General features: G+C 48.3%; 17 protein-coding genes. 7 read left to right on the top strand and 10 right to left on the bottom strand.

Annotated features, from left to right (window positions below; translation table 11 throughout):
* Window positions 1-67 precede the first annotated feature (67 nt).
* Genes Q7P67_RS06815 through selA form a run of 5 tightly spaced genes read right to left on the bottom strand, consistent with a single transcriptional unit; the run spans window position 68 to window position 8,464 of the window.
* Entirely contained in the window at window positions 68-1,012 is a 945-nt protein-coding gene (locus tag Q7P67_RS06815) for a nitrogen regulation protein NR(II) (protein WP_303851203.1), read from the bottom strand.
* 7 nt (window positions 1,013-1,019) lie between these two features.
* Window positions 1,020-3,299 carry a penicillin-binding protein 1A gene (locus tag Q7P67_RS06820; RefSeq protein ID WP_303851204.1) on the bottom strand — a complete coding sequence of 760 codons (2,280 nt, stop codon included), beginning with the start codon at window positions 3,297-3,299 and terminating at the stop codon, window positions 1,020-1,022.
* 13 nt (window positions 3,300-3,312) lie between these two features.
* Window positions 3,313-5,283, bottom strand: coding sequence for an excinuclease ABC subunit UvrB (gene uvrB / locus Q7P67_RS06825; RefSeq protein WP_303851205.1), 1,971 nt, complete (start codon window positions 5,281-5,283; stop codon window positions 3,313-3,315).
* A complete protein-coding gene (gene selB / locus Q7P67_RS06830; protein ID WP_303851206.1) occupies window positions 5,280-7,130 on the bottom strand; it encodes a selenocysteine-specific translation elongation factor in 1,851 nt (616 codons plus the stop codon). The genes uvrB and selB overlap by 4 nt, the downstream gene beginning before the upstream one ends.
* Complete coding sequence (selA, locus tag Q7P67_RS06835; RefSeq protein WP_303851207.1) at window positions 7,127-8,464, bottom strand: L-seryl-tRNA(Sec) selenium transferase; 1,338 nt, start codon at window positions 8,462-8,464, stop codon at window positions 7,127-7,129. The genes selB and selA overlap by 4 nt, the downstream gene beginning before the upstream one ends.
* Window positions 8,465-8,611: 147 nt before the next feature.
* Between selA and Q7P67_RS06840 the strand changes: the two genes are divergently transcribed.
* Genes Q7P67_RS06840 through Q7P67_RS06865 form a run of 6 tightly spaced genes read left to right on the top strand, consistent with a single transcriptional unit; the run spans window position 8,612 to window position 16,739 of the window.
* Window positions 8,612-9,712 carry a M20 family metallopeptidase gene (locus Q7P67_RS06840; protein WP_303851209.1) on the top strand — a complete coding sequence of 367 codons (1,101 nt, stop codon included), beginning with the start codon at window positions 8,612-8,614 and terminating at the stop codon, window positions 9,710-9,712.
* 4 nt (window positions 9,713-9,716) lie between these two features.
* Window positions 9,717-10,844: a DNA-processing protein DprA gene (dprA, locus tag Q7P67_RS06845; RefSeq protein ID WP_303851210.1), complete on the top strand. Its 1,128-nt coding sequence runs from the start codon at window positions 9,717-9,719 to the stop codon at window positions 10,842-10,844.
* The gene (locus Q7P67_RS06850) at window positions 10,819-11,235 is read left to right on the top strand and encodes a DUF494 family protein (RefSeq protein WP_303851211.1); all 417 of its coding nucleotides are present in this window, start codon (window positions 10,819-10,821) and stop codon (window positions 11,233-11,235) included. The genes dprA and Q7P67_RS06850 overlap by 26 nt, the downstream gene beginning before the upstream one ends.
* A gap of 13 nt (window positions 11,236-11,248) precedes the next feature.
* Entirely contained in the window at window positions 11,249-13,594 is a 2,346-nt protein-coding gene (gene topA / locus Q7P67_RS06855; protein WP_303851213.1) for a type I DNA topoisomerase, read from the top strand.
* Complete coding sequence (gene trmFO / locus Q7P67_RS06860) at window positions 13,594-14,892, top strand: methylenetetrahydrofolate--tRNA-(uracil(54)-C(5))-methyltransferase (FADH(2)-oxidizing) TrmFO (RefSeq protein WP_303851215.1); 1,299 nt, start codon at window positions 13,594-13,596, stop codon at window positions 14,890-14,892. The genes topA and trmFO overlap by 1 nt, the downstream gene beginning before the upstream one ends.
* 59 nt (window positions 14,893-14,951) lie before the next feature.
* On the top strand, window positions 14,952-16,739 hold the full coding sequence (locus Q7P67_RS06865) for a diguanylate cyclase (protein WP_303851216.1): 1,788 nt from the start codon (window positions 14,952-14,954) through the stop codon (window positions 16,737-16,739).
* Here the strand turns inward: Q7P67_RS06865 and Q7P67_RS06870 are convergent.
* The 5 genes from Q7P67_RS06870 to mtaB all read right to left on the bottom strand — a co-directional run bounded on the left by Q7P67_RS06870 (window position 16,714) and on the right by mtaB (window position 23,339).
* On the bottom strand, window positions 16,714-17,262 hold the full coding sequence (locus tag Q7P67_RS06870; RefSeq protein WP_303851217.1) for a flavodoxin domain-containing protein: 549 nt from the start codon (window positions 17,260-17,262) through the stop codon (window positions 16,714-16,716). The genes Q7P67_RS06865 and Q7P67_RS06870 overlap by 26 nt on opposite strands.
* Window positions 17,259-19,370 carry a sensor domain-containing diguanylate cyclase gene (locus tag Q7P67_RS06875; RefSeq protein ID WP_303851218.1) on the bottom strand — a complete coding sequence of 704 codons (2,112 nt, stop codon included), beginning with the start codon at window positions 19,368-19,370 and terminating at the stop codon, window positions 17,259-17,261. The genes Q7P67_RS06870 and Q7P67_RS06875 overlap by 4 nt, the downstream gene beginning before the upstream one ends.
* Window positions 19,371-19,526: 156 nt before the next feature.
* Entirely contained in the window at window positions 19,527-20,405 is an 879-nt protein-coding gene (locus tag Q7P67_RS06880) for a phosphoribosylaminoimidazolesuccinocarboxamide synthase (protein WP_303851219.1), read from the bottom strand.
* 17 nt (window positions 20,406-20,422) lie between these two features.
* Window positions 20,423-22,075 carry an FAD-dependent oxidoreductase gene (locus Q7P67_RS06885; RefSeq protein WP_303851220.1) on the bottom strand — a complete coding sequence of 551 codons (1,653 nt, stop codon included), beginning with the start codon at window positions 22,073-22,075 and terminating at the stop codon, window positions 20,423-20,425.
* Window positions 22,065-23,339, bottom strand: a complete 1,275-nt coding sequence (gene mtaB, locus Q7P67_RS06890; protein WP_303851221.1) for a tRNA (N(6)-L-threonylcarbamoyladenosine(37)-C(2))-methylthiotransferase MtaB — start codon at window positions 23,337-23,339, stop codon at window positions 22,065-22,067. The genes Q7P67_RS06885 and mtaB overlap by 11 nt, the downstream gene beginning before the upstream one ends.
* Before the next feature lie 147 nt (window positions 23,340-23,486).
* Between mtaB and fliL the strand changes: the two genes are divergently transcribed.
* Window positions 23,487-23,945, top strand: coding sequence for a flagellar basal body-associated protein FliL (gene fliL, locus Q7P67_RS06895; protein ID WP_303851222.1), 459 nt, complete (start codon window positions 23,487-23,489; stop codon window positions 23,943-23,945).
* The last annotated feature ends 112 nt before the right edge of the window (window positions 23,946-24,057 follow it).

Raw genomic sequence — 24,057 nt, forward strand, 5'->3', positions numbered from 1 at the left:
TACACGTAAGTATGTGAGCAGTTCCGAGAAAAAACTGACGACGTAATGCGATGCATAAAAGCGGCGATTAAGGTTTTATCATGGGGATGTATATACTAAAGGTCGTCCCCATGCCCATAGTAGACTGCACCTCAATCCTGCCCTTATGCTTCTCGGTTATCTCTTTGGCTATGACCAGCCCAAGCCCTGTTCCTCTGTTCTTTGTCGTAAAAAACGGAGTGAACAGCTTTGTAAGCGTCTCTTCCGGTATGCCAGACCCAGTGTCGCTTATGGATATCTTCATCATAGGCACTGCCTGTCCGCTGGCTTTGCACACATATTTTATAGTGGGGTCCAGCCCTATATGCAGGGCGACCTGACCGGATTTCTGTGCTTCACATGCGTTTTTCAGTATGTTGTTTACAGCCATGAACAGCTTTTTTTTATCCGCATAAACGGAGCTAAGGTTCGGTTCCACCTGAACGGACAGTTTTATGTCGGGAAAGAGGACGGACAGCGAGTTCAGCATCTCTTCGAGGAAGCTCTTGACCTCAAACTCTGCATATTCGAGAACCATACCTGAAAGGAGCCTGATGTTCTGGAGCATGTGCTTTATGCGCTGTGTTTCGTTAAGGATTATCCCCGCACATTTTTTGATATAGTCGTCGGAAGCCTTTGCGAGGATAAGCTGGGATGTGCCGTCAATGACGGTCAGGGGGTTCTTCATCTCGTGCTGGAAAGAGCTGATGTCAAAAAGCTCCTCCAGACTTGGGCGGAACTCATCCAGCCCGAAAACCAGTACCCTGAGCGGAGTTGAAGGCGTAATAACCTTGATTCCGAACTCTCTGTGCTGAAGCCTGATGCTTACATCGCCGGCGGCAATACGGTCTGCCAGCATCTTTTTAAAATTTTTGATACCCGCCTCATACGCGAGATGCAGAAGTTTTTCGGCGGCAGGGTTCATATCCGTAACCCTGCCGTCGCGCAGCTCGAAAAAGGCGATATTCAGGTCATTGACACTGCAATCGCTCATATATTCTTTACTCCGTTATGCTCATAGGGCGGTCATAGGGTTCGAATGTGAATTCGTCACTGTAACCGTCTGTAATCTGCTTTGTCTCCGCATCCACACGGAAGTATGAAACGTCTTTGGCAACGGGAAACATCTTCCTTCCGAATTTTGTGTAAACCTTTCCCGTGTACCGCACCCATTGAGGCAGGGCGGCGTTTGAGCCGGAAGCGCCTCTGGGAAGGGCTTTGAAGTCGTCGAAACCGACCCACGAACCGGAAACAAGGTCAGACATGAAACCGACGAACCATGTATCCTTGCTGTCGTTTGTGGTTCCTGTTTTGCCGCCCACAACGCGCGGTATGGCGAGTGCGCGGCGCCCAGTACCGTGATCAACAACGTTTATAAGCGTGTCGGTGATTATCTGTGCGGTGCTGTCCTTAATAACGGGGATGGAATCCGATGGTGCAAACTCTTTAACGAGTTTTCCGTCGGGATAAACTATTTTTGTAACAAAATAAGGCTTGTACCTCACACCCATGTTGGGAAATACACTGAACGCGTACACCATCTCCTGCAAGGTGACTGAACCTGAACCGATACTGACGGCAAGCTCTCTGGGCATCTCGCCTTCGAGACCGAATTTGCGTGCGAGGTCGATTATCTTGCCGATGCCGACCTGCTCCGCCAGTTTAATGGTGACAAGGTTGCGGGAATGGGTCAGCGCATCTTTAAGTGTTGTATTTCCGAAATATTCTCCTGACGAGTTTTTGGGTTTCCAAACCTCGCCTTCATCGTTTATCTGTTTTTCTATGGGGGCGTCAAGCACCTGCGACATCATGTCCATCCCGTTTTCAAGTGCCGCGGAATAGACGATGGGTTTCAGCAGCGAACCAGCCTGACGCTTCGCCTGATACGCCCTGTTGAACATGGAGCGTCTGTAGTCGAAACCGCCAACCATTGCGTATATGCCGCCGTCTGAGGGTGAAACGGAGAGGATTGCTCCCTCAAGGGGCGGATCCTGCACCAGTCTGTAGCGTCCGTTTTTCTTCTTAACATATATAATGTCATTATCATGAAATATATCAGAGAAATTATTCAGTCTGCCGCCTTTCCCTTCGGCGGGTCTTGCCCAGCGGCAATCTTCAATCCGGAGTTCGGACTCCTCGGAAAGCGTGGTTATGTATGCAACAGACTGAGTTACCTTTGTTACCAGCGCTTTTTCAAACTCAAGCTCCGCAAGATAGGTCTTATCCATTTTAAGCTGTTTGCTGAGATCACCGTTTTCCGTCAGAAATTTTGCGACGGGTCCGTAATATCCGGTCTGCTCGGAGAGTTCCAGCAGGTTATCCTTAACCGCCTCTTCCGCCTTCATCTGCATGTCAAGATCAAGGGTGGTGTAAATAGCCATACCGGAGTTGTCTATATCTTCAAGATTCTCCGAAGCGGAAAGATATTTTTTAACGTAATCCACAAAATAGCCTGCAAGGAGGTTTTTGGGCGGTACCTTATCAACTATGACCGGCATTTCTCTTGCTGCTTCCTTATACTGAGCCTCTGTGATGTAGCCAACTTCCGCCATGCGGTAAAGGACGTGGTTGCGGCGTTTTATGGATTTTTCAAGCCCGAGGTGCGGGGCATAGATGCCGGGGGCTTTCGGTATACCGGCTATCATAGCACATTCAGCAAGGGTCAGGTCGGCAACGTCCTTTCCGAAATAGTTCTGCGCCGCAGCCTGAACTCCGTATGCTCCCCTTCCGAAATAGACCTGATTAAGGTACATCAGAAGTATTTCCTTTTTAGAGAGCGCCTTATCGATTTTATAAGCAAGTATCTGCTCTTTAACCTTTCTTTTCAGTTTCTTTTCGGGTGTGAGATAGAGAATTTTTACGAGCTGCTGGGTCAGCGTACTTCCGCCCTCAACAACCCTTCCTGCACGGATATTAGTTACGAACGCGCGCATGATGCCCATCATATCAACGCCGCCGTGTTCATAAAAACGTGCATCCTCAACGGCTACAACAGCGTTTTGCAGGTTTTCGGGTATTTTGTCCAGAGTAACAGGGTATCTCCGTTCCTCGCCAAGCTCGGCTATCTGTTTGCCGTTGCGATCATAGATCATTGTCGGCATTTTATATTTGTAATTTTTCAGTTCCTCGGTGGAAGGAAGTTCGCGGCTCATCATAAAGAAATAAACCGCAAGGGCAATCGCACCGAGAAGGCAGACGGCAAGCACTGCCAGAACGGCAGCAAGAATAATCTGCCCAGCCGTGAGGCTTTTAAAGTCGAACTCTTTTAAATTGAATTTCATATAAGGGTGTCCTCTATTTCACGGAAAGCTCAAAAAGCATGTCGCGTATCTTCGCCGCCTTTTCAAATTCAAGATTTTTGGCGTGTTCCTGCATCTGCTTTTTCAGCTTTTCAATATCTTTTTCTTTATTCCCCGATAATGTTATACCTATATCCGTATCAATATCAACCGTTACATAATCCTTTTCATAAATAGATTCAAGAATGTTTGTTATCTCGTTCTTAACTGTCTGCGGAGTGATGCCGTTTTCCTCGTTGTACTTCTGCTGTTTCGCCCTTCTGCGGGCTGTTTCATCCATTGCGGACTGCATTGAGCGGGTGATTGTGTCCGCATAGAAGATGGCGCGTCCGTTAACGTTACGCGCGGCTCGTCCGACAGTCTGGATAAGAGCCTTGGAGGAGCGTAGAAATCCTTCCTTGTCCGCATCCAGAACGGCGACAAGAGAAACTTCGGGCAGGTCAAGACCCTCCCGCAGAAGGTTGATGCCCACCAGAACGTCAAATTCGCCCATTCTGAGCGACCGCAGTATTTTTATCCTTTCGATGGTATCGATGTCCGAGTGGAGATATTTCACCCGAACGCCCATACCGTCGTAATATTTCGTAAGCTCCTCCGCCATGCGCTTGGTAAGAGTGGTGACAAGCACCCGCCCGCCATCGGCAGTAACTTTCACCACCTCGGCATAAAGGTCGTCCACCTGGCTTCTGGAAGGTCGGACGTCTATGGGCGGATCAATAAGCCCTGTGGGGCGGATAATCTGTTCCGCAAGAAGCCCATGCGAATCTTCCATCTCATAAGCGTCCGGTGTTGCGGAAACATACATCACGCGGTGCACCCGTTCGCGGAACTCCTCAAATTTCAAAGGTCTGTTGTCAAGCGCAGCGGGCAGACGGAAGCCGTATTCCACCAGAGTGGTCTTGCGGCTGCGGTCGCCGTTGTACATGCCGCGTATCTGCGGAACTGTCATGTGTGATTCGTCTATGATGACAAGTGCGTCCTTTGGCAGATAGCTCAGAAGCGTGGGGGGCGCGTCGCCGGGCTTCCGGTTCTCGAAAAACCGTGAATAGTTTTCAATACCGCTGCAATAGCCCGTTTCCATTATCATTTCGATATCGAACATGGTGCGCTGTGTAAGGCGCTGGCTTTCAAGGATTTTATTTTCATTATCAAGCTGGGTGCAGCGCACTGCAAGCTCGCTTTTTATCTGCGCAATGGCATCGTCACGGCTGACGGCTGTGGTAACATAGTGGGTGTTGGGATAGATAGCAATCTTGGGACGGTTGCGGATGGTCTTGCCTGTCAGCGGGTCAAACTCGGATATCCTGTCCACCTCGTCACCGAAAAACTCTATTCGGTATGCAACGCTGTCCTCGTGGGCGGGAAACACTTCCAGCGTGTCGCCTTTCATGCGGTATGTTCCGCGGTGAAAGTCGTAATCATTTCGGTCGTACTGTATCTCAACCAGTTTTGAAAGCACGCTGTCAATCTCCACTGTGTCGTTAACCTCAAGCACAACCAGCATACCGGAATATGCCTCAGGCGAACCGAGACCGTAGATGCAGGAAACGGAAGCGACGATAACCACGTCGCGGCGTTCCAGAAGGCTTCTGGTGGCGCTGTGGCGCAGCTTATCGATGTCCTCGTTTATGGACGAATCCTTCTCTATGAACGTATCCGTCTGGGGTTTATAGGCTTCCGGCTGGTAATAGTCGTAGTAGCTGACGAAGTATTCCACAGCATTTTCCGGAAAGAATTTTTTAAATTCACCATAGAGCTGCGCCGCCAGGGTCTTGTTGTGGGCAATTATTAGGGTTGGCACGTCAAGCTGCTGAATAACGTTCGCCATGGTATAGGTTTTACCCGAACCGGTGACACCGAGAAGCACCTGCGCGTTGGCTCCGTCGTTGTAATTTGCAACCAACTGACGTACAGCCTCCGGCTGGTCGCCCGCCATTTCGTATTCTGAAACAAGTTTAAAGCTCATCTGTTTTTAAGTATCCTCGTGTTGCCGCGGTTTATGAAAAGCCCCGATTTATCAAGCTGTTCCATCAGAGGTATCAGCAGTTTGCGCGGCAGATCAAAGCACTCTTTCATGCGGTTTATATCAACCCCGCCGTTTTTTGCAGCCTCAGCCTCTGCTTTTTCCGTGAAGTTATTTATAAGCTCCATCGTCAGGTAAACGTTCTTGTCCACCCGCCTTGCAAGGCTTCTGTTGCACAGATAAAGCAGGCATTTCTGAACCTTTTCCTCACTCATGCCGGTTTTTCCGGCTATCAGCACAGGATTGGAAAGTCCCGCCTCCTGCTTCATAGCGGCAAGCACCATCATGGCATCGTCCTGAAACGGGTCTTTGAAGTTAAGTTTCAGCATATGCCCGTCGAAGATATAGCCCAGCTTCTGCCCGCTTTCAATTATGCGGTTGACAATGTCGTGCCGCACCTGTTCCGGCAGGGTGCAGTCGAGTTTAAGAGTGTTTATGGCGAGTGTTCCCCGTTCTTTCAGCCTGTCCAGCGACCCCTTGACGAACGAATCTATCATTCCGGCATCCATCAGGAAGCCGTAGTAGTTGACAATATTAAGCTGAGCCAGCTTTTCAGCAAGCTCGTTCCGGAAAAGACCTGAAAACTGTATTGGTTCGTTCATGTTAAAGCCGCAGGCGTATATTTTCATTATGGATCGTATAGCTGCATCGTAGTCATAGCGGCTCATATGCTCTATTATCTCACGGCTGGCTTTTCTGTCGGGATATGTCTGCTCAAGTCCAAGCACCCTGCCGCCAGCGACGCTTCTCTGCGGACTGGAGGAACGGATTACGAACGGTTCGTTAAAAAAGGCTGTTGCCGGTTTATCCAGCTTTATGAAACATATAGTTTCGTGCGACTCCTCAAGCACTTTTTCATCGTAAAATATGACGCGCCCTTCATAGGTCTCCGATCCGAGAATGACCGGATAGGTTTTGTTGTGGCGGATAAGACCGGAATCCGGGCAGCCGCCGAACGCCTTTATAACTGCGTATATACCGTTTGTATCCGTAATCTTGCTGTTTTCAGAGATGATGTCTCCGCGTTTTATATCCTCTGCGGAGAAATCCGGCAGATTGAGAGCCGTTCGCTGTCCTGCAACAGATTTTTCCGCGAACCGCTCGTGCACCTGAATCCCTTTGACGCGCGCCTTTCCTCCGGTTCTGAGGTTATAGACGATGTTCTCAACGGCTATTTTTCCGAAAAGCGACGTGCCCGTTACCACAGTGCCATGTCCCTTTATGTTGAAAACCCTGTCCACGCGCATAACATAGCATCTGTTCTGTGTTTTCGGCATAACGCGCACCGCACAGTCTGAAACAGCCTGTTTAAGCGCCTCTATGGACTGCGGGTCGTGTATCGAAGTGCGTACAACCGCCGTCAAAGCCACTCCTCCGCCTTCGAAAAGTTCCCTTACTGCGGCTTCCGTCCGCTCAATCTCTTCCTCTGTACATTTGTCAGTCATGGTCACAGCCGCAACGGCATATTTTACGCCGATGGTGTCTATAATGCTGAAATGCTCACGGGTCTGGGGCATTATGCCCTCGCGCCCGTCAATGCAGAAGAGAGCTGAATCGAACCCTACGGAACCTGATATCATGGTCTTCACGAGTTTTTCGTGTCCGGGAACGTCGATGAAGGACACCAGAGCCGTTTCAAGCTCCAGCCCGGCATAGCCAAGCTCAATGGTTATGCCTTTCTGTTTCTCCTGTACCAGCCTGTCCGGGTCTTTGCCCGTAAGTGCCTTTATGAGTGAGGATTTGCCGTGGTCAATGTGTCCGGCGGTTCCCATTATTATGTTCTTTTTCATTTTAAAGCACCCAGCGCATCTAAAATGATACCGAAATCTTTTTCGTCAAGGGTTCTCACGTCAAAATATACACGTTCACCCACACGGGCTATTATTGGAGTTTCCCAGCGGCGCAGATGCCTGTCCAGAGAGGACTCCGACATCCCTTTTATCTTGACGGCAACGCCGAAGGACTTCATTTCCGCAAGGGGACAGCTTCCGCCGCCCACTGTGGATTTTGTGGCGATTATCTCGCCGCCTGTGAGCGCAGCAAGTTTCGCCGCCCTAAGACCTATACTCTCTATACTCTCGGATATCATGCGCTGTGCCGGAATTTCATTATATATACCAGTCAGATATAGCCTAAAAACCGATTGCAGAACGGCGAGAGTCATTTTATCCACACGCAGCATACGCATGAGCTGATTTTTTTTGATTTTGTTTATCAGATGCTTCTTACCGACGATTATTCCCGCCTGACAGCCCCCCGTCATCTTATCTCCGCTGAACGACACGAGGTCGAAACCGGACGCAATGTCTTCCGGAATGGTTCTGTCACGGCATATCTCATCCGGCAGATGCTTTATGAACTGCCCGCTCCCCGCATCGTAATATGACACGCATCCCGCTTCACGGGCGGACTGTGCGACGTCCGCAAGAGAGGCTTCTTCAGAGAAGCCGACTATCTCGTAATTGCTCCTGTGTACCTTCATCATAACGGCGGTTTTCTGCGTAACTGCATTGTCATAGTCCGCCTTGCGGGTCTTGTTGGTTGTGCCCACTTCAACCATCTTCGCACCGCTCTGTTTCATAACGTCCGGCACGCGGAACGAACCGCCTATTTCCACCAGTTCGCCTCGGCTGACAACCGCCTCTTTACCTTTGGCAAATGTGTTCAGCACCAGAAACACGGCTGAAGCATTGTTGTTTACAACAACGGCATCCTCCGCACCGGTGAGCATACGCAGATATTCGGAAACGTGATGATACCTGTCTCCCCGTTTTCCGCTCTCTGTGTCATATTCCAGATTGGAGTAACCGCACACCAGCTCTTTCAGCTCGTCAGCGGCACATTCGGGCAGGGGCGAGCGCCCAAGATTCGTATGTATTGGGACTCCGGTGGCGTTTATGACGCGCCGCAGGCTTCCCTTTTCAATATCGCGGTATATCTTTTCCGTATGTTCGATAATGCCTTGGATATCAGGTTCCTTGCCCTTTTCAGCCTGAATGCGCGCATCCGCCACAGCACGCGTTGCCGCCTCTTTCAGAATCACACGGCCGAAACCGGCAAATCGCTCATCACTCAGTATCTTATCCATTTTCGGGAGTTTTTTCAGAAGGTTGATGCTGTCCATCAGATTATATTAAGCAAAAATGAAGAAATTATAAATAGGTATTTAAATTAAAACTCAGGGTGGGTATTATAGATAAAAATTTTAGACTGCCGCGTCGCTGCGCTCTACGCAGAGACAACAGCACGTCTTTGCGGAGAACAGAGTTTCATGGATGCAATTAATGCAAAACAGGCACAGACAGACCTAAAAGAACTTTTCGAGAGGGCGGAGCCTTCATTTCAGGAGCATAAGACCTCCGAATATATAAAATCCCGTCTGAACGGTATGGGGCTGACAGGTTACAAAACCGTCGGCACGGGGATTTTCGGCACCATAGACGCTGGCAGAGAGAAGACCGTTGCCCTGCGCTCGGATATGGACGCACTCCCGTTCAACGCCGAAAAGACAGAATACAGGCACCTTTGCGGACATCATGCGAACATGACCACACTGCTGGGCGTTCTGGATTACGCGTCCGCGAATAAAGATAAACTCAGATACAACATCCGCTATATTTTCCAACCCGCGGAAGAGGTTATCGGCGGAGCTGTCACCATGATAGAGGCTGGATGCCTTGAAGATGTCAGCGAGATATTCGCAACCCACACCGGACCCGATGCTGAACTCGGCTCCGTGGCGCTCATCGCAGGGGACTGCATGGCAGGCTCAAACCATTTTGAAATAAAGATAAATGGCAAATCTACCCACGCAGCGCATCCTAACCTCGGAACGGATACCGTGACCGCCGCATGTGAGTATGTGATGTCCTGTCAGACCATTATCTCCCGACTGAAAGACCCTGTGGAGACAGGGCTTATCTCTTTCGGCATGATAAACGGCGGCACGGCTTCAAACATTCTGCCGGAAACGGTGGAACTGCACGGCACTTTCCGCCACTTCGACCCTGCAGTAAAAGTATTGATAGAAAAAGCAATGCGCACACGCCTGAAAGCCATTGAGGAGTTTTACGGCGTAACCTGTGAAATGAACATCAGCGACGGCACGCCCCCTGTCAGGTGCGATAAGGGACTTGTGGACAGGCTCCGTCAGGTCTGCACAGAACAGAATATTCCCGTATCCGGTTTCGATACAAAGAGCATGGGCGGAGAGGATTTCGCGTTCTATCTTGAAAAAGTGCCCGGCGCTTTCGTATGGCAGGGCGTAGCCACAGGCGGATATCAGCCGCCTCTGCACAACAAAGAATATAGAGTGCCCGATGAGGCGGTTTATCCGTGCATAAAACTGCTCACGGCGTACATAACGGAATAATGAATTGATAAGCTCTAAAGCCGTCAACACATTAAAGCTGAAATGCGTCAGAGGGATAACCGATCAGGCGATATCAAGGATATATGCCGCCTGCGGAAGCCTTGAGGGTGCGTTCTCACTGGATTTCGGCTCGCTGACGGGACTGGGGATAAAAAAGGAGACGGCGGAGAACATCATTACCGCCGATATTGACGAAAAACTCCTTGAGCGTGAGTTTGAATCCGCCGACAAAAAGCAGGCGGACATCATCTGCATAGACGATGCCGAGTATCCGCCTCTTCTGCGGGAGACCGAGGGCGCACCAGCTCTTCTCTTCGTCCGCGGAAGACGCGAGGCGCTGTTAAAGCCGTCCATAGCCGTTGTCGGTTCCCGTAACGCCACCAGACAGGCTTGCGATTTTGCAAAGAAGCTGTCGCAGGATCTGGCAGAGGTCGGTTTCAACGTGGTCAGCGGGTTTGCACACGGCATAGACGTATACGCCCATGCCGGCGCAATAAACAAAGGTCTGACCACCGCCGTAATGGGCTGCGGGATAAACAATTTCTATCCGGAGGCGAACAAACGGTATGAGCCGACGGTGCTTAAAAGCGGCTGCATCGTTACGGAGTTTTTCTCCGACATGCCTGCACTGGCTGGTAATTTTCCCCAGAGAAATCGCATCATCAGCGGCATGTCCCACGGCGTTGTGGTTGTCGAGGCATCCGCACGCAGCGGCAGCCTGATAACCGCCCGCTATGCCGGTGAACAGGGGCGAGAGGTATACGCTGTTCCCGCCTTTCCAATGTCAAAAAATTGTGCGACAAACAAACTCATAAAGGACGGGGCACGGCTTACAGAGAGCTATTACGACATTCTGGATGAACTGCGCTACCGCATCGACGGTCTTAAAGAGGTTGACAAGCCCGAACCTGTTAGGCTACAGTTTGGTAACCCAGATGACGCGAGACTCTATTCGTTACTAGAGAATGGTATGCTGAACCCGGATGAACTCAGCACCCTTTCAGGGATGGATATCGGCAGTGTCACAATAAGCCTTGTGCAGATGGAGCTTGAGGGTTATGTTATCAGGGAAATCGACGGTAAGTACCGGGCTGCCGGAGGAAACTATGGACAAAATAGTCATAGCTCTTAATCTCGTGATTGACTTTCTGGAATCCAGCGACAAGATCAGTGAAAAAAGCATAAAAGATTATTTATTTAATACAGGGTTCGACGACCACGTTATCAGACAGGTGATGACCGTGCTGGATATCAGCAACTTTGACGGAAACATCTGGTTCCGCGTTTTTACGAAAAAAGAAAAGAACATGCTCAGTGCCGACGCCATAAGCTACCTTCAGAAACTCCATCTGACAGGTATCCTTGATCCGCTGGGACTGGAAGATGTAATAGAAAACGCCATGACCTCCGAGGCTTTCAAGGTGGACGTGGAAACTGTTAAAAATCTCGTGCTGTACTCCCTTATGGAGAGAAAATCCCTCTACGCTTCCGGTGTTGAGGACGAAGAGGAATACCTGCACTGATACGGGAATATAAATGCCGAAAAATCTAGTTATTGTGGAATCACCTGCGAAAGCAAGGACAATCGAAAAATACCTCGGAAAAGACTTTAAGGTTCTCGCCAGCGTCGGGCATGTAAAAGACCTGCCCGCAAAAGATCTCGGCGTGGACATCGAAAATGGTTTCGAACCGAAATACTCTGTCATCAAAGGCAAAAAGAAGGTCATAGACGACCTGAAGAAAGAAGCCAACGTTGCCGAAACAATCTATCTCGCGCCTGACCCCGACCGCGAAGGGGAAGCCATAGCATGGCACATAGCCGAAGAGCTTGGTAAAAAAAATGCGCAGAAGATACACCGCGTTCTCTTCAACGAAATCACTAAAAAGGGTATCGAAGAAGGTATCAAACACACGGGTCCTGTCAACGAAAACCGCGTGAATGCACAGCAGGCGCGCCGTATCCTTGACCGCCTCGTGGGATATCTCGTAAGCCCACTGCTCTGGAAACCCCTGAAATACGGTCTTTCCGCGGGACGCGTTCAATCCGTCGCCCTTCGCCTGCTCGTTGAGCGCGAAGAGGAGATAGAAAAGTTCAAACCCGAAGAATACTGGCTCATCGACGTTACCTTCGACAAGAAGGAACAGGGCAAGCTGAAAGCCAGACTGGAAAAGAAAGACGACAAAAAATATAAGGTCGAAAACGAAGAGGAAGCCAAAACGGTTCTTGCTGAACTGAAAGCAGGCGAATATATAGTCGCCGACGTTCTGAAAAAAGAGGTGCCGGAAAAGGCTCCCCTGCCCTTCATAACATCCAAGCTCCAGCAGGAAGCCAGCCGCAAGCTGAACTTCTCCGCTAAAAAAACAATGATGGTGGCTCAGAGACTTTACGAGGGTGTTGACCTCGGAAAAGAGGGTCCCGTGGGTCTCATCACCTATATGCGTACCGACTCAACAAGGATATCCCCCGAAGCTCAGGCAGAGGCGGCGGAATACGTTAAAAAGGAGTTCGGCGAAAAATTCCTCTCAAAAGGCACAAAAACGGCGGCGAAAAAGAAGAACGTTCAGGATGCCCACGAGGCTATCCGCCCCACGTCCGTTCTGCGTACGCCGGAAAGCGTCAAAAGCAAACTGGACAACGACCAGTACAGACTCTACAAACTCATATGGGACAGATTCGTTGCCAGCAACATGGCTGACGCTATCTATGACCAGAACACAATAAACATAAATAACGGCGCGTACGGGCTTAAATCTCAGGGCAAGGTTATCAAATTCCCCGGTTTCCGCACCCTTTACATCGAGGGAACGGACGAAACCGCAGAGAAGGATCAGGAGATAATCTTCGAAACAGCCGCAGGCGAAAAGCTGAAAGCCACAAAGCATGACAGCAAGCAGATGTTCACTCAGCCGCCGGCACGCTATTCCGAAGCAACCCTTGTTAAAACCCTTGAACAGGAAGGCATCGGGCGACCCAGCACATACGCATCCATCATTTCAACTCTCATTGACCGTGAGTATGCAGAAATGGTTGAAAAACGCTTCAAGCCCACAGAGCTTGGACGCGTTGTATGGAGCCTTCTCCTTGCAAACTTCGACAAGTTCTTCGCCACCAAATTCACAGCGAACATGGAAGAAGAACTTGATGGCGTTGAAGAGGGCAAAAACACATGGAAGGGCGTTCTGGAGAATTTCTTCAAAAAATTCAAACCGGAACTGACAAAGGCGGAGAAAAAATTCACCGTTGACCTGAAACTCGATCTGAAATGCCCCATATGTGGCAAGGAACTCATAATCAAACACGGGCGCAACGGCTCTTTCGCCGCATGTACGTCCTACCCTGACTGCAAATTCACCTCTAACTACGAAAGGCTTGAGGACGGAACATTCCGCCTCACAGAGAAACAGGGCGACGAACCCAGCGGCATCGAGTGTGAAAAATGCGGCAGAGAGATGGTGTTTAAATCCACCCGATTCGGAAAAGTTCTGGCATGTCCGGGATACCCTGAATGTAAGAACATAAAGAACTACGTCAAACTTGCCGACGGTTCCATAAAGATCCTCGCAACCGGTGAGGAAGCGGCTGTTCCGTGCCCCAAATGCGGAAACAAGCTAACCGTTAAAGCGGGACGTAACGGCATGTTCATCGGCTGTTCCAACTATCCCCAGTGCGATTTCACAGCGAACATGAAGGTTACTGAAACAGGGGAGATAATGCCCCATACCGACAAAGTTGACGAAAATGTGGTATGTGAAAAATGCGGCAAAAAGATGGCTCTGCGCAAAGGTCCCAGAGGCAGATTTTTTGCGTGCACAGGCTATCCTGAATGTAAAAATATCAAATCCACAAAGGTTCTTGAAGACGGAACCATCACTGTAAAATAATGCAAAAAGTTACGATAATCGGCGGCGGGCTTGCCGGATGCGAGTCCGCCTTTTTTCTTGCCGAAAGAGGCTTTCAGGTGGTCATGTATGAAATGAGACCATCCGCTATGACTCCTGCCCACGAGACAAAATTTCTCGGCGAACTTGTCTGTTCAAACTCCCTTAAAAGCACAGCGGAAGACACCTCCAGCGGACTTCTGAAAAGTGAAATGCGCCTTATAGGCAGCGTTGTTCTGCGCGCGGCGGATAAAACTTCCGTTCCGGCAGGAAACGCCCTCGCCGTTGACAGAGAAAACTTCGCGGCGGAGCTTGACAGCATCATACGCAACCATCCAAACATCACCGTCATAGAAAAAGAGATAACCGAAATACCCGCAGACCGCCCCTGCATCATCGCCACAGGTCCTTTGACCAGCGATGCTTTCGCGCAGCAGATTAAGTCGCGGTTCGGCGGCGGACTGTACTTTTTCGATGCCATAGCCCCCGTTATATCAAAAGACAGCATAGACATGAGCCGGGCGTTCTTCAAAAGCCGCTGGGAAAAAGGCGACAACGACTATCTGAACATCGGCATGAATAAAGAACAGTATGAGCATTTTTATAACGAACTCGTGGCTTCCGACAAAGTTGCATTTGAAGATTTCGAAAAGCTCAACGTTTACGAAGGCTGTATGCCCATTGAAGAGATGGCGGCGCGGGGCATAAAGACCCTGACGTTCGGACCATTCCGTCCCGTCGGGCTTCGCCACCCCGATACAAACGAAAAATACGCCGCTGTTCTCCAGATGCGCATGGAGAATAAAGAGGGTACAGCTTACAATCTCGTCGGCTGTCAGACAAAAATGAAAATAAGCGAACAGAAACGTGTCTTCGGGCTTATTCCGGGACTTGAGAACGCAGAATTTCTCCGATACGGCAGCATACACAGAAACACTTATATCCACGCACCGAAGGCGCTTGACCGCTGTTTCCGAGTTAAAGGTGACGAACAGCTTTACTTCGCGGGACAGATAACCGGTGTGGAAGGCTATATGGAATCGGCTGCAAGCGGGCTTCTCGCAGCATTCTCACTCGTAAATCCTGATTTTAAAGGATTTTCGGAGCTGACGGCTCTGGGTGCGCTCGCACGCCATGTCTCAGGAGAACTTGCAGAGAACAAAAAAGAATACGTTCCCAGTAACTTCCATTTCGGGATGGTACCCCAGTTCGAACACCGCATACGCGATAAAAAAGAGAAAAAAGCAGCATACGCAAAACGCGCAATTGATGCGCTTAAAGCAGATTTAGAAAAATTGTAAAATAGTCTGATTTCCGTTGACTGTCGGCTGTATTATGTCACAATTGTTAACGGAGTTTTATGTATAAATACTTCTATATTTTTCTTCTGGTGTTAACAGCCGCCCTGCCCGCTTTTGCAGATGTTATAACAGACGGCAGCAACGACAGCGACGACAGCACGGTGTACCTTTATACGGGCGATTCTTCTGTCAAAGACCCGAAAGCTCTCGACTCGTCAAAATTCACCCCCATGCCCGACCGCTTCTCACTCGGATATACGCGGGAGCCTCACTGGTTCAGGATTTCCGTTACATCCGAATCCGATAAGCCCATTCTGCGGTACATTCTGCTGGAAGACGGGTTTATGTTTGACAGAGTTGATTTTTTTCAGTTCAGCTCCGGAAAACTGATTAAAACGACCAGAGACGGCGTTTATGTCCCAGCCGATAAAAAAGAGGTGTTTTATCACGGAGCAGTAAGTGTTCTGAAAAACGAAGGCAAGGGCAGAACAGACATATATGTGCGCACGGAAACGAAAACTCCATGCGTCATAAACCTCCAGATACGCACCGATTCAGAATTTCAGCACAACGAAAAACTCAGGCTTTTCCTTCTTTCCCTGCTGACAGGAGCAATGCTTGCAATAGCCTTTTACAACCTTTTTATCTATCTGAGTCTCCGCTCGCGGGAATATGTCTATTACTTCATATATGTCATCAGCGCCGTTATCTTCATGCAGGCACAGACCGGATTTGTCATAGACATGTACGGCTTTTACGGCGACATGCGCACGAATCTTTTCATCAGCGTATATATGATGAGCGTATTTCTCCTGCTCTTCACTCAGCAGGTTCTTGAAACTAAAAAACACCTGCCTGTATTCCATAAGATATTCAATGCAATTATCTTTATAGATGTTTCGGGCATTGCCGCCGCCCTTGTTTTCGGGATGAAAGAGACCCTTTTTCTGCAAACCCCCTTCGTTCAGATAACGTCCGTGGCGATGGCTGTTCTCAGCATCGCCGCCATTATGAAGCGAATCCACTCCGCATGGTATTATTTCATTGCTGTGGGAATCTCTATTGTAACAATTTTCATATCGTCCATGCTGCTGCTCGGCAGGACAGAGTATACCCTGTTCACCCGCAACGCCTACTTTTTCGGCTGTGTTGCGGAGGCTATACTCCTTTCATGGCTGCTTTCATACCGCATAAACAGCCTTCGAAGTCAGACAATCCGCGCGCAGCAGGAACTTATCGATATGAAGGACAAGACAAACAGAGTGCTTGAGTCTCTGGTTTCCGAGCGCACAAAAGAGCTTGAAAAGAAGAATGAAGAGCTTGAGAATCTGGCTGTAATCGATGAGCTGACAGGACTTTACAACAGACGTGTTCTGCTTGCCACCTATGAGAAAAAACTGAAAAACTGCATAGAGGAGAAAAAACTTCTGGTGTTTATGATTCTGGATGTGGATTTCTTCAAGAAATACAACGACTTCTATGGTCATCACATGGGAGATGAAGTGCTTAGAAAGGTTGCGCAGGTGCTCACCCACAGTTTCAGACGAACTAACGACTCAGTTTTCCGCATAGGAGGCGAGGAGTTTGTCGTTCTTTTCATGGCTGATTCCGAGGATGAAGCCGGACAGACGGCGGAAAAACTCCGCGAGAATATAGAAAAAGCGGGAATTGAACACGTCCACGGCATTAACGGCAGAATAACCTGTTCCGTGGGAGTTTTCTGCGTTTCCTCCGAGGATACGCAGTTTTCATACGTTTACAGAATAGCTGACGAGCAGTTATACATAGCCAAAAACAGCGGCAGAAACCGCATATCCCTTTTTAAACCTTCCCAAGACAGTCTATGACCTCTTCCGCAAAATCCCAGCACTGCGCCTTGTTAAGCATTGTGCGCGGGTGCTTTCTGGTCGCCTGCTCCGACTCGCTCAGCGCAATCGAATGATAGAACTTCTCCAGCCTGTGCTTATCCGTTTCCGACAGCTTTTCAAATATCATCTCTCCGCCGAGAATCCTTCCCGCGACGCACCTCTGTCCCAGCATTGCCCCGTATCTTTCAAGCATTACGGTCCCGCCGTATGCGTTTCCCCTGCGGAAAAAAGTCTCAGTGCGCATGGCAACACCGAAAAGTGCGGTTTTGGTAAGCATAAGCGCATCTATATTAGAAGCTATGTACTGTTCCATCTCTGAAAGGAATTTGTGTGAATATATGCCGGAACCGAGCAGAACGGCATCGTAACCTCCGCATTCGGGATTTCCGGCAACGTTTTTACATTCGGCTGTATGCCCGCCGAGGATGAACCGTTCGTTTATCCACCCTGCAACCGTTTCCGTGGAACCGTATTTTGTCGCGTAAATAGTAAGAATTTTCATATTTCAACCCTGTTGCGTCCGTTCTGCTTCGCCCTGTACAAAGCCTCGTCCGCCCGTTTAACCATATTATCCGTTCCTGAATCGTCAACCTGCGCAACACCGAAACTGCAGGTGAGTCTGTCCACAGCGGGAAAAGAGAACATTTCAACCTTTTGTCTTAATTTCTCCGCAAGATTGTGCGCCCCGCTGATATCCGTTCCGCAGCAGATAACAAGGAACTCCTCGCCGCCCCAGCGCCCGAAGATGTCCGATTCCCTGATAGCCTGCTTAACAAGACGGGCGAGGGATTTCAGCACTTCGTCTCCTGCAAGGTGCCCGTAGGTGTCGTTCACCTTTTTAAAATAGTCAATGTCAAACATAATGACAGAGTAACTTTGTCCGTATCTCTTGAAACGTACAAATTCCGCACTCAAAACCTCGTCAAGCCTTATGCGGTTGTAAATTCCCGTAAGTTTATCTGTAACAGAGAGTATCTCTATACGTTTTTTATCCGTAACATCAGTTGATATTGAAAGAAAACCGGTGCGCACGCCGTTTTTGAATACCGGCTGTATCATGCTCTGAACCCAGACTATGTCGCCGCTCTTCGTAACTTTTTTTATCTCTCCGTTCCATATCCTGCCGGAAAGAATGGTCTCCATGACGATCGGCTGAACGTCTCTGAGAAACTCCTCATGGTTGATCATCATAGCCGGTTTCCCGATGAGTTCCTCTTCCGTATAACCGAAAAGACGGCAGAAAGCCGTACTGACAGAGGTCATATCCGCATTTTCGTCAGAACGTACAACCAGAACGTTCCCGTCAACTATAGATATATATTCCTGAAGCCTCTTTTCCGACTCAACCCTTTCTGTGATATCGTAAAATGCTATTATGCCCATATCGTCTATCACTGAATACAGAAAAACTATCTCTTTTGTCATACCGTTTTTGCAGGTAACAGTCGCCTGAATCGGATGAGCATTTTCACCCTTAATGATTTTTGCTGTATATTCCTTCCATCTGTCTCTGGAGTGGTTCCGGTACCCTTCATCAGGAAATGCCAGATTCCACCATGTTTTAACGGCATCCATGTCCCCAAGCTCATAACCGAATATCTCCGTGAACATTTTATTCACCAGAATAGGCTTGCTTCTGTCATCAATAAGGCATAATGGGATAGGCGACGCTTCAAAAAGCTGTCGGAGATGTTTTTCGCTGTCTTCCAGTCTGTCACGGTAAACCTTGATTTCCGAAACATCTCTGGTTGTCACCATGATAGTTGCGTTTGGGAGCATGGTCAGGTTCATCTGGACACTTACAAACGTGCCGTCCTTGCGGATGCAGCGTTTTTCAAACATATCGTAATAACCTTTTGCCATGAGCGTCTTCATCATCTCCATCGTGGCGGACAGGTCATCTTCATGTGTCAGCTCAAAACAGGATTTTGAAAGAAGCTCATCACGGGTGTAACCTGTCATAAGTTCATATGCACCATTAACGTCTATGAAATATGTCTCCATATCCAGTATGGCTATGCCGTCGCGAGACTGCCGGAACAGCATCTCGCGTTCCTGCTTCGCCTTAACCTGCTCCGTAACATCTTCAAGAAGCCCCTGCACGCCTCTGACAGTACCCTTCTTACAAAAAACAGGCACGCCGGTTAACTTTAAAAGCCTTTTGTCTTTTGCTGTTGCAAAGTAAATCAGAATATTCTTTCCAAAATGCGCGCATTGAACGAAGATGAAATCGTAAACGGAGGTTCTTTCGTCCTCCGCCACGGCATCTATAAAAGTTAAAGACGAAACATCCTTTTTACCGCCAAGTCCCAGAAAAGAAGCGGATTTATCTGACAGATAGAAGTTTTCCGTTTCCATACTCAGCTCGAAACTGCCGATACTGCCGACAGACTCCACTATTGAAAGAACGGCTGTTAACTTTTTGTTTGCAATCTCTCTGCGGTATTTAAGGAAGAGGACAAGAATGGCAAAAACAAGCAAGCCAGAGAAATAAAAAACAAGGTCACCGGATATCTGTCTGCTGTAAATAAAGAAATACGCAACTACCCCGCCAGATGCAAAAACGGCTAATAAAAGAAGAGTAAGAATATTGTCTCCGTGTTTTTTCATAAATACCCGCATTAGGTTATTCAATAAACATATCTATTTAAAAAATAGCATACATTTATAATTTTGCCATGGTAAAATTCTACTTTTTACGAATTATTTAATTAAAAGACGGGGATTAAAAAAAGCGGGTGCTTTGTACACCCGCTGTATTGACAGTTAACTTTTGAGAATGTCCGCTATTTTGCGGTAGATCGCTTCCGTGCCTTTGACTATCTCGTCAGGAAGCACAGGTCCGGGTGCTTTTTTGCCCCAGTCAAGTGTTTCAAGATAGTTTCTGACATACTGCTTGTCCATTCCCTGCTGGGGTTGTCCTGCGGCATAGTCCGCTTTGCTCCAGAATCTTGAAGAGTCAGGAGTAAGTATCTCGTCAATAAGTATTATTTCACCATTAAGCTCACCAAACTCAAATTTGGTATCGGCTATGATAATACCTTTTTCAAGGGCAAGGTCTCTTGCTGTTTCATATATTTTAACTGTGTAGTCCCTCAGTTTCTGAGCGGTTTCAGCACCAACCTTCTGTTTCATCTGCTCGAAAGAGATGTTTTCGTCGTGCTCGCCAAGCTCCGCTTTTGATGCGGGAGTGAAGAGGGTTTCGGGGAACCTTTCGGATTCTTTAAGTCCGGCAGGGAGTTTAATTCCGCATATTTCGCCGGTGGCAAGATAGTCTTTCCAGCCGGAACCTGTGATATAGCCTCTTGCGACGCATTCAACAGGATAGGGTTTACATTTGTGCACAAGCATTGTTCTGCCTTCAAGTATGTCGGCATACTGGCGGCATTCTTCGGGCATTTCGTTCACATCGGCTGTGATGAGGTGGTTTTTGATTATGTGTTTTGTCTTTTCAAACCAGAAGAGGGACAGTTCGGTGAGTATCTTGCCCTTGTTGGGGATGCCGTTGGGCATAATAACATCAAACGCCGAAATTCTGTCGGTGGTGACGATGAGCATCTTGTCGCCCATGTCGTAAATGTCTCTTACCTTGCCTCTTCCGAGGAGTTTAAGCCCTTTAAGCTCAGTGGAAAGAACCGTGTTCATTTATGTTACCTCTGTTTTCAGGAAATTTTCTTGACTCTGAAATATGCTTCTATGCCGCCTGTTATGTTATATGCCTCGAAACCAAGGTTTCTGAGGCTGCGCACGGCAAGATAGCCCCTGAATCCGACAGCACAATATACATAAACAGGACGGCTTCTGTCAATTTTATCCGTATTATTTCTCACATCGTTAACAAAAATATGCTGCGAACCTTCGATGGCGTAAGCCTTGTGTTCCGGCGCTGAGCGCACGTCGAGAAGCTGTAGTTTTTCGCCATTTTTTATTTTTTCATAGACAAATTCGGGGGTAACCGTGAAACCGGTATGCCGCAGAGTGTTCGATGCGACAAATCCGGCTATGTTCAGGTTGTCCTTTGCAGAAGCGAAGGGGGGTGCGTAGCAGAATTCAAGGTGTTCGAGGTCATATACCGTAAGTCCGGCATAGATGGCAACAGCCGCCTCGTCCGCCCTCTTCTCCGTGCCGCCGGCACCGCAGGCGGAAAGCCCCAGCAGTCTGCCGGTTTTTTTATCGTAAATGGTCATCATGAATATATACCCGTGTCCGGGGTAGTATGAGGAGGTGTTAACATCCTCTGTATAAACGTATTCGGCATCGAATCCGGCTGCGAGAGCCTGTTCGAATGTAAGACCGGTCTGTGCCGTGACGAAACCGTTAAAGCCCACAACTGAGGATCCTATCACACCTTTGAATATCATGTTCCCGCCGGCCATGTTGCATCCGGCAGCCCTGCCCTCACGGTTTGCGGGACCCGCAAGAGGCATCAGGACTTTCTTGCCTGTGATGAGGTTTGTCTTCTCAACAACATCGCCTGCGGCATAGATATCCCTTACGTTGGTCTCCATGCGCTCATTGGTGAGTATGCCGCCCCTCTCCCCGACAGCAACTCCTGCCGCCTCCGCAAGCTCCACAGACGGGCGAACCCCTGTGCAGAGAATGACCAGGTCGGTGTTGATTACTGTTCCGTCGGAAAGTTCAGCATGTATGCGGTCGCTCTGAGTCAGTTTCTTAACGTATTTCTTTATTATAACGTCGCAGCCGTCGGATATCATCTTTTCGCGAAGGTTCATGGCTATGATGCGCGGAAGATTGGGCATAATCTCGTCCAGTGCCTCCACAACAACGGGCTTGATCCCGCAGTGGAGCATAGCCTCAGCAGTTTCTATTCCTATGAAGCCGCCGCCTATGATGAGCGCGCTCTCAGGTTTTTTCGTCTCTATCCACTCTTTAACGCCGTCCGCATCGTCAACAGTGCGCATAGTGAAATAAGGCACGGTATCTATACCCTCTATTTTCGGAATGAAGGTCTTTGCGCCTGTGGCTATGAGCAGTTTGTCATAAGGGGTCTCAACCTGCCCTTTCTCTGTGGCAAAAAGCACCGTCTTTTTCACAGGGTCTATAGAAAGAGCCTCTGTGCGGGTCATTACGTTTGCGTTGAACCTGTCGCCGAACGTTTTTTTGGTATGCAGAAGTATGCTGTTTCTGGAGGCGATGGTGCCACCTGTGTAGTAAGGCAGACCGCAGTTTGCGAATGAAATATATTTTCCTTTTTCTGCCATTGTGATTGAGACGTCCTCGCTGGTGCGCCTCGCTTTTGCGGCCGCTGTCGCGCCTGCGGCGACCCCCCCGATGATAACTATCTTAGTGTTCATATCCAATAATCTCCGCTTTCAGTGTATTGTCGTTTCCGACACCTGTTATTAATACATCCAAAAGCTGATTCTGTTCAACCCCATTTGGGAATATGACCGTAAAAAAGTTGTCGGTAAGCCCTGTGTTGTCGTTTTGAGTGAGAACTTTCAGGCGTTTGCCCACCATGCGCTCTGCGGATGCGCGTTTCATCTCTTTCGCTATGTCGCGGAGTTCCTTCGCTCTGGCAGATTTTGTCTTTGCGTCCAGCTTGCCTTCCATAAGGCTTGCCTCTGTTCCGGAGCGGTCGGAGTAGCTGAAAACATGTATGTGGTCGATGCCAGCCATTCGCACAGTATTTACGGTTTCACGGAAATTTTCGTCAGTTTCCGAAGGGAAACCTACGATTATGTCCGCACCGATGGTGCAGTCCGGCACAAGTTTTTTCAGCATCCGAACCTTTTCAATATACTCATGGGCGGTATAGTGCCGTCTCATCTTTTTCAAAACATCTGTGGAACCGCTTTGAAGCGGAATGTGATAGTGGCGGCATATCCTGTCCTGATTCTCCGCCAGAAGAGAAACCATCCCGTCAGTAAGCTCGTTAAGCTCAATGGAGGTGAGTCTTATACGGAAACCGTCCATTTCATTAAGGAGGCGCTTAATAAGACTGCCGAGATTAACTCCCTCTTCAAGATCCAGCCCGTATTTGCCTACGTGGATACCTACGGGGACTATCTCTTTGTGTCCGCTTTCCACAAGATGCCGCACCTCATTCACGACTGAATCCATCCCGCGGCTGGAGGGTTTCCCGCGCAAAGAAGGGATTATGCAGTAGGCACAGAAGCTGTCACATCCGTCCTGAATTTTCACGAACGCACGGGTACGGGTTATCATTTTAGGATTTTCCGCCAGAACAAACTCATGCGGTTCCGAAATACTGCGCAGAAAATCTGAATTTTCAGAAATATACCGCAAAATGTCCATTTTTCCTGAGTTTGTGACCACTATATCAGCGCCTATATCCTTGAGTTTCTCTTTATCTTTCTCCGCTGCACAGCCTGTTGCGGCAATAACTACCGACGGATTGTCTTTTTTCAGTTTTTTTATAAGATTGCGGAATTTTTTCTCTGCGTTCTCTGTCACAGCGCAGCTGTTCAAGACCACCAGTTCCGCCTCATCGATATTGGTAACAGGAGTAAATCCGTGTTTTTCTGCATTATTCACAATATTTTCACTTTCCACTTGATTTACTTTGCATCCAAAGGTATAGATATATATATTCATTATTCAGGTGTATTCCCCTGTAGGTTTTAGATATAAAAAAGCACTTTCGGCAGGTTTGCGGAAGTGCTTTTTTCATTATGAGCAATATATCTGTTTTCATTCAAATGTATAGTGTTATATTGTAAAAAAACTTGCCCGGAGTTTTTTATGAAAAAATTTCTTCAGTTTGTTATTTTTTTATTATTCGTAGTTTTAATTGCGTTTCTTGTTTATATGTTTCGGGGTAATCTGTCGTTCAGTATCGCAAACGTCGGCTCAAAGAAAAACGCTTTCGAAGACTATACGGTTAGCACAAATTTCAGAAACGGCATCTTCCGCGTCGAAATCAACGATCTTGTAACCAGCACAGGTTCAGGCGGGAAACAGTATTACAGATACGACCTGTCATTTGAAACATATGACAAAAAGAGCGCAAAAGCCATCCAGAACAGAAAGGACGAAGTCGCCGTTATCATCAACTCTGTCATGACAGCACTTGCGCCGGAAGAGCTTGACACTGAAGCGGAACGGATGAGAGCGAAACAGCTCATCGCCGTTAAAATTGAGGAATATTACCCGGATATCAAAATTAAAGATTTGTATTTTACAAATTATGTATATAATTAAGATATTCATGCAAAGAATTATCTTTTAACACATTCTAAAATACACTATCAACGCAGGACTGTTACAAAGCCTTGGCGGTGTGTCTTTTTTTGCGTTTAAAGGTAAGGCAGAG

This window comes from Seleniivibrio woodruffii, from assembly GCF_029267515.1.
Taxonomy (GTDB): Bacteria; Chrysiogenota; Deferribacteres; order Deferribacterales; family Geovibrionaceae; genus Seleniivibrio; species Seleniivibrio woodruffii_A.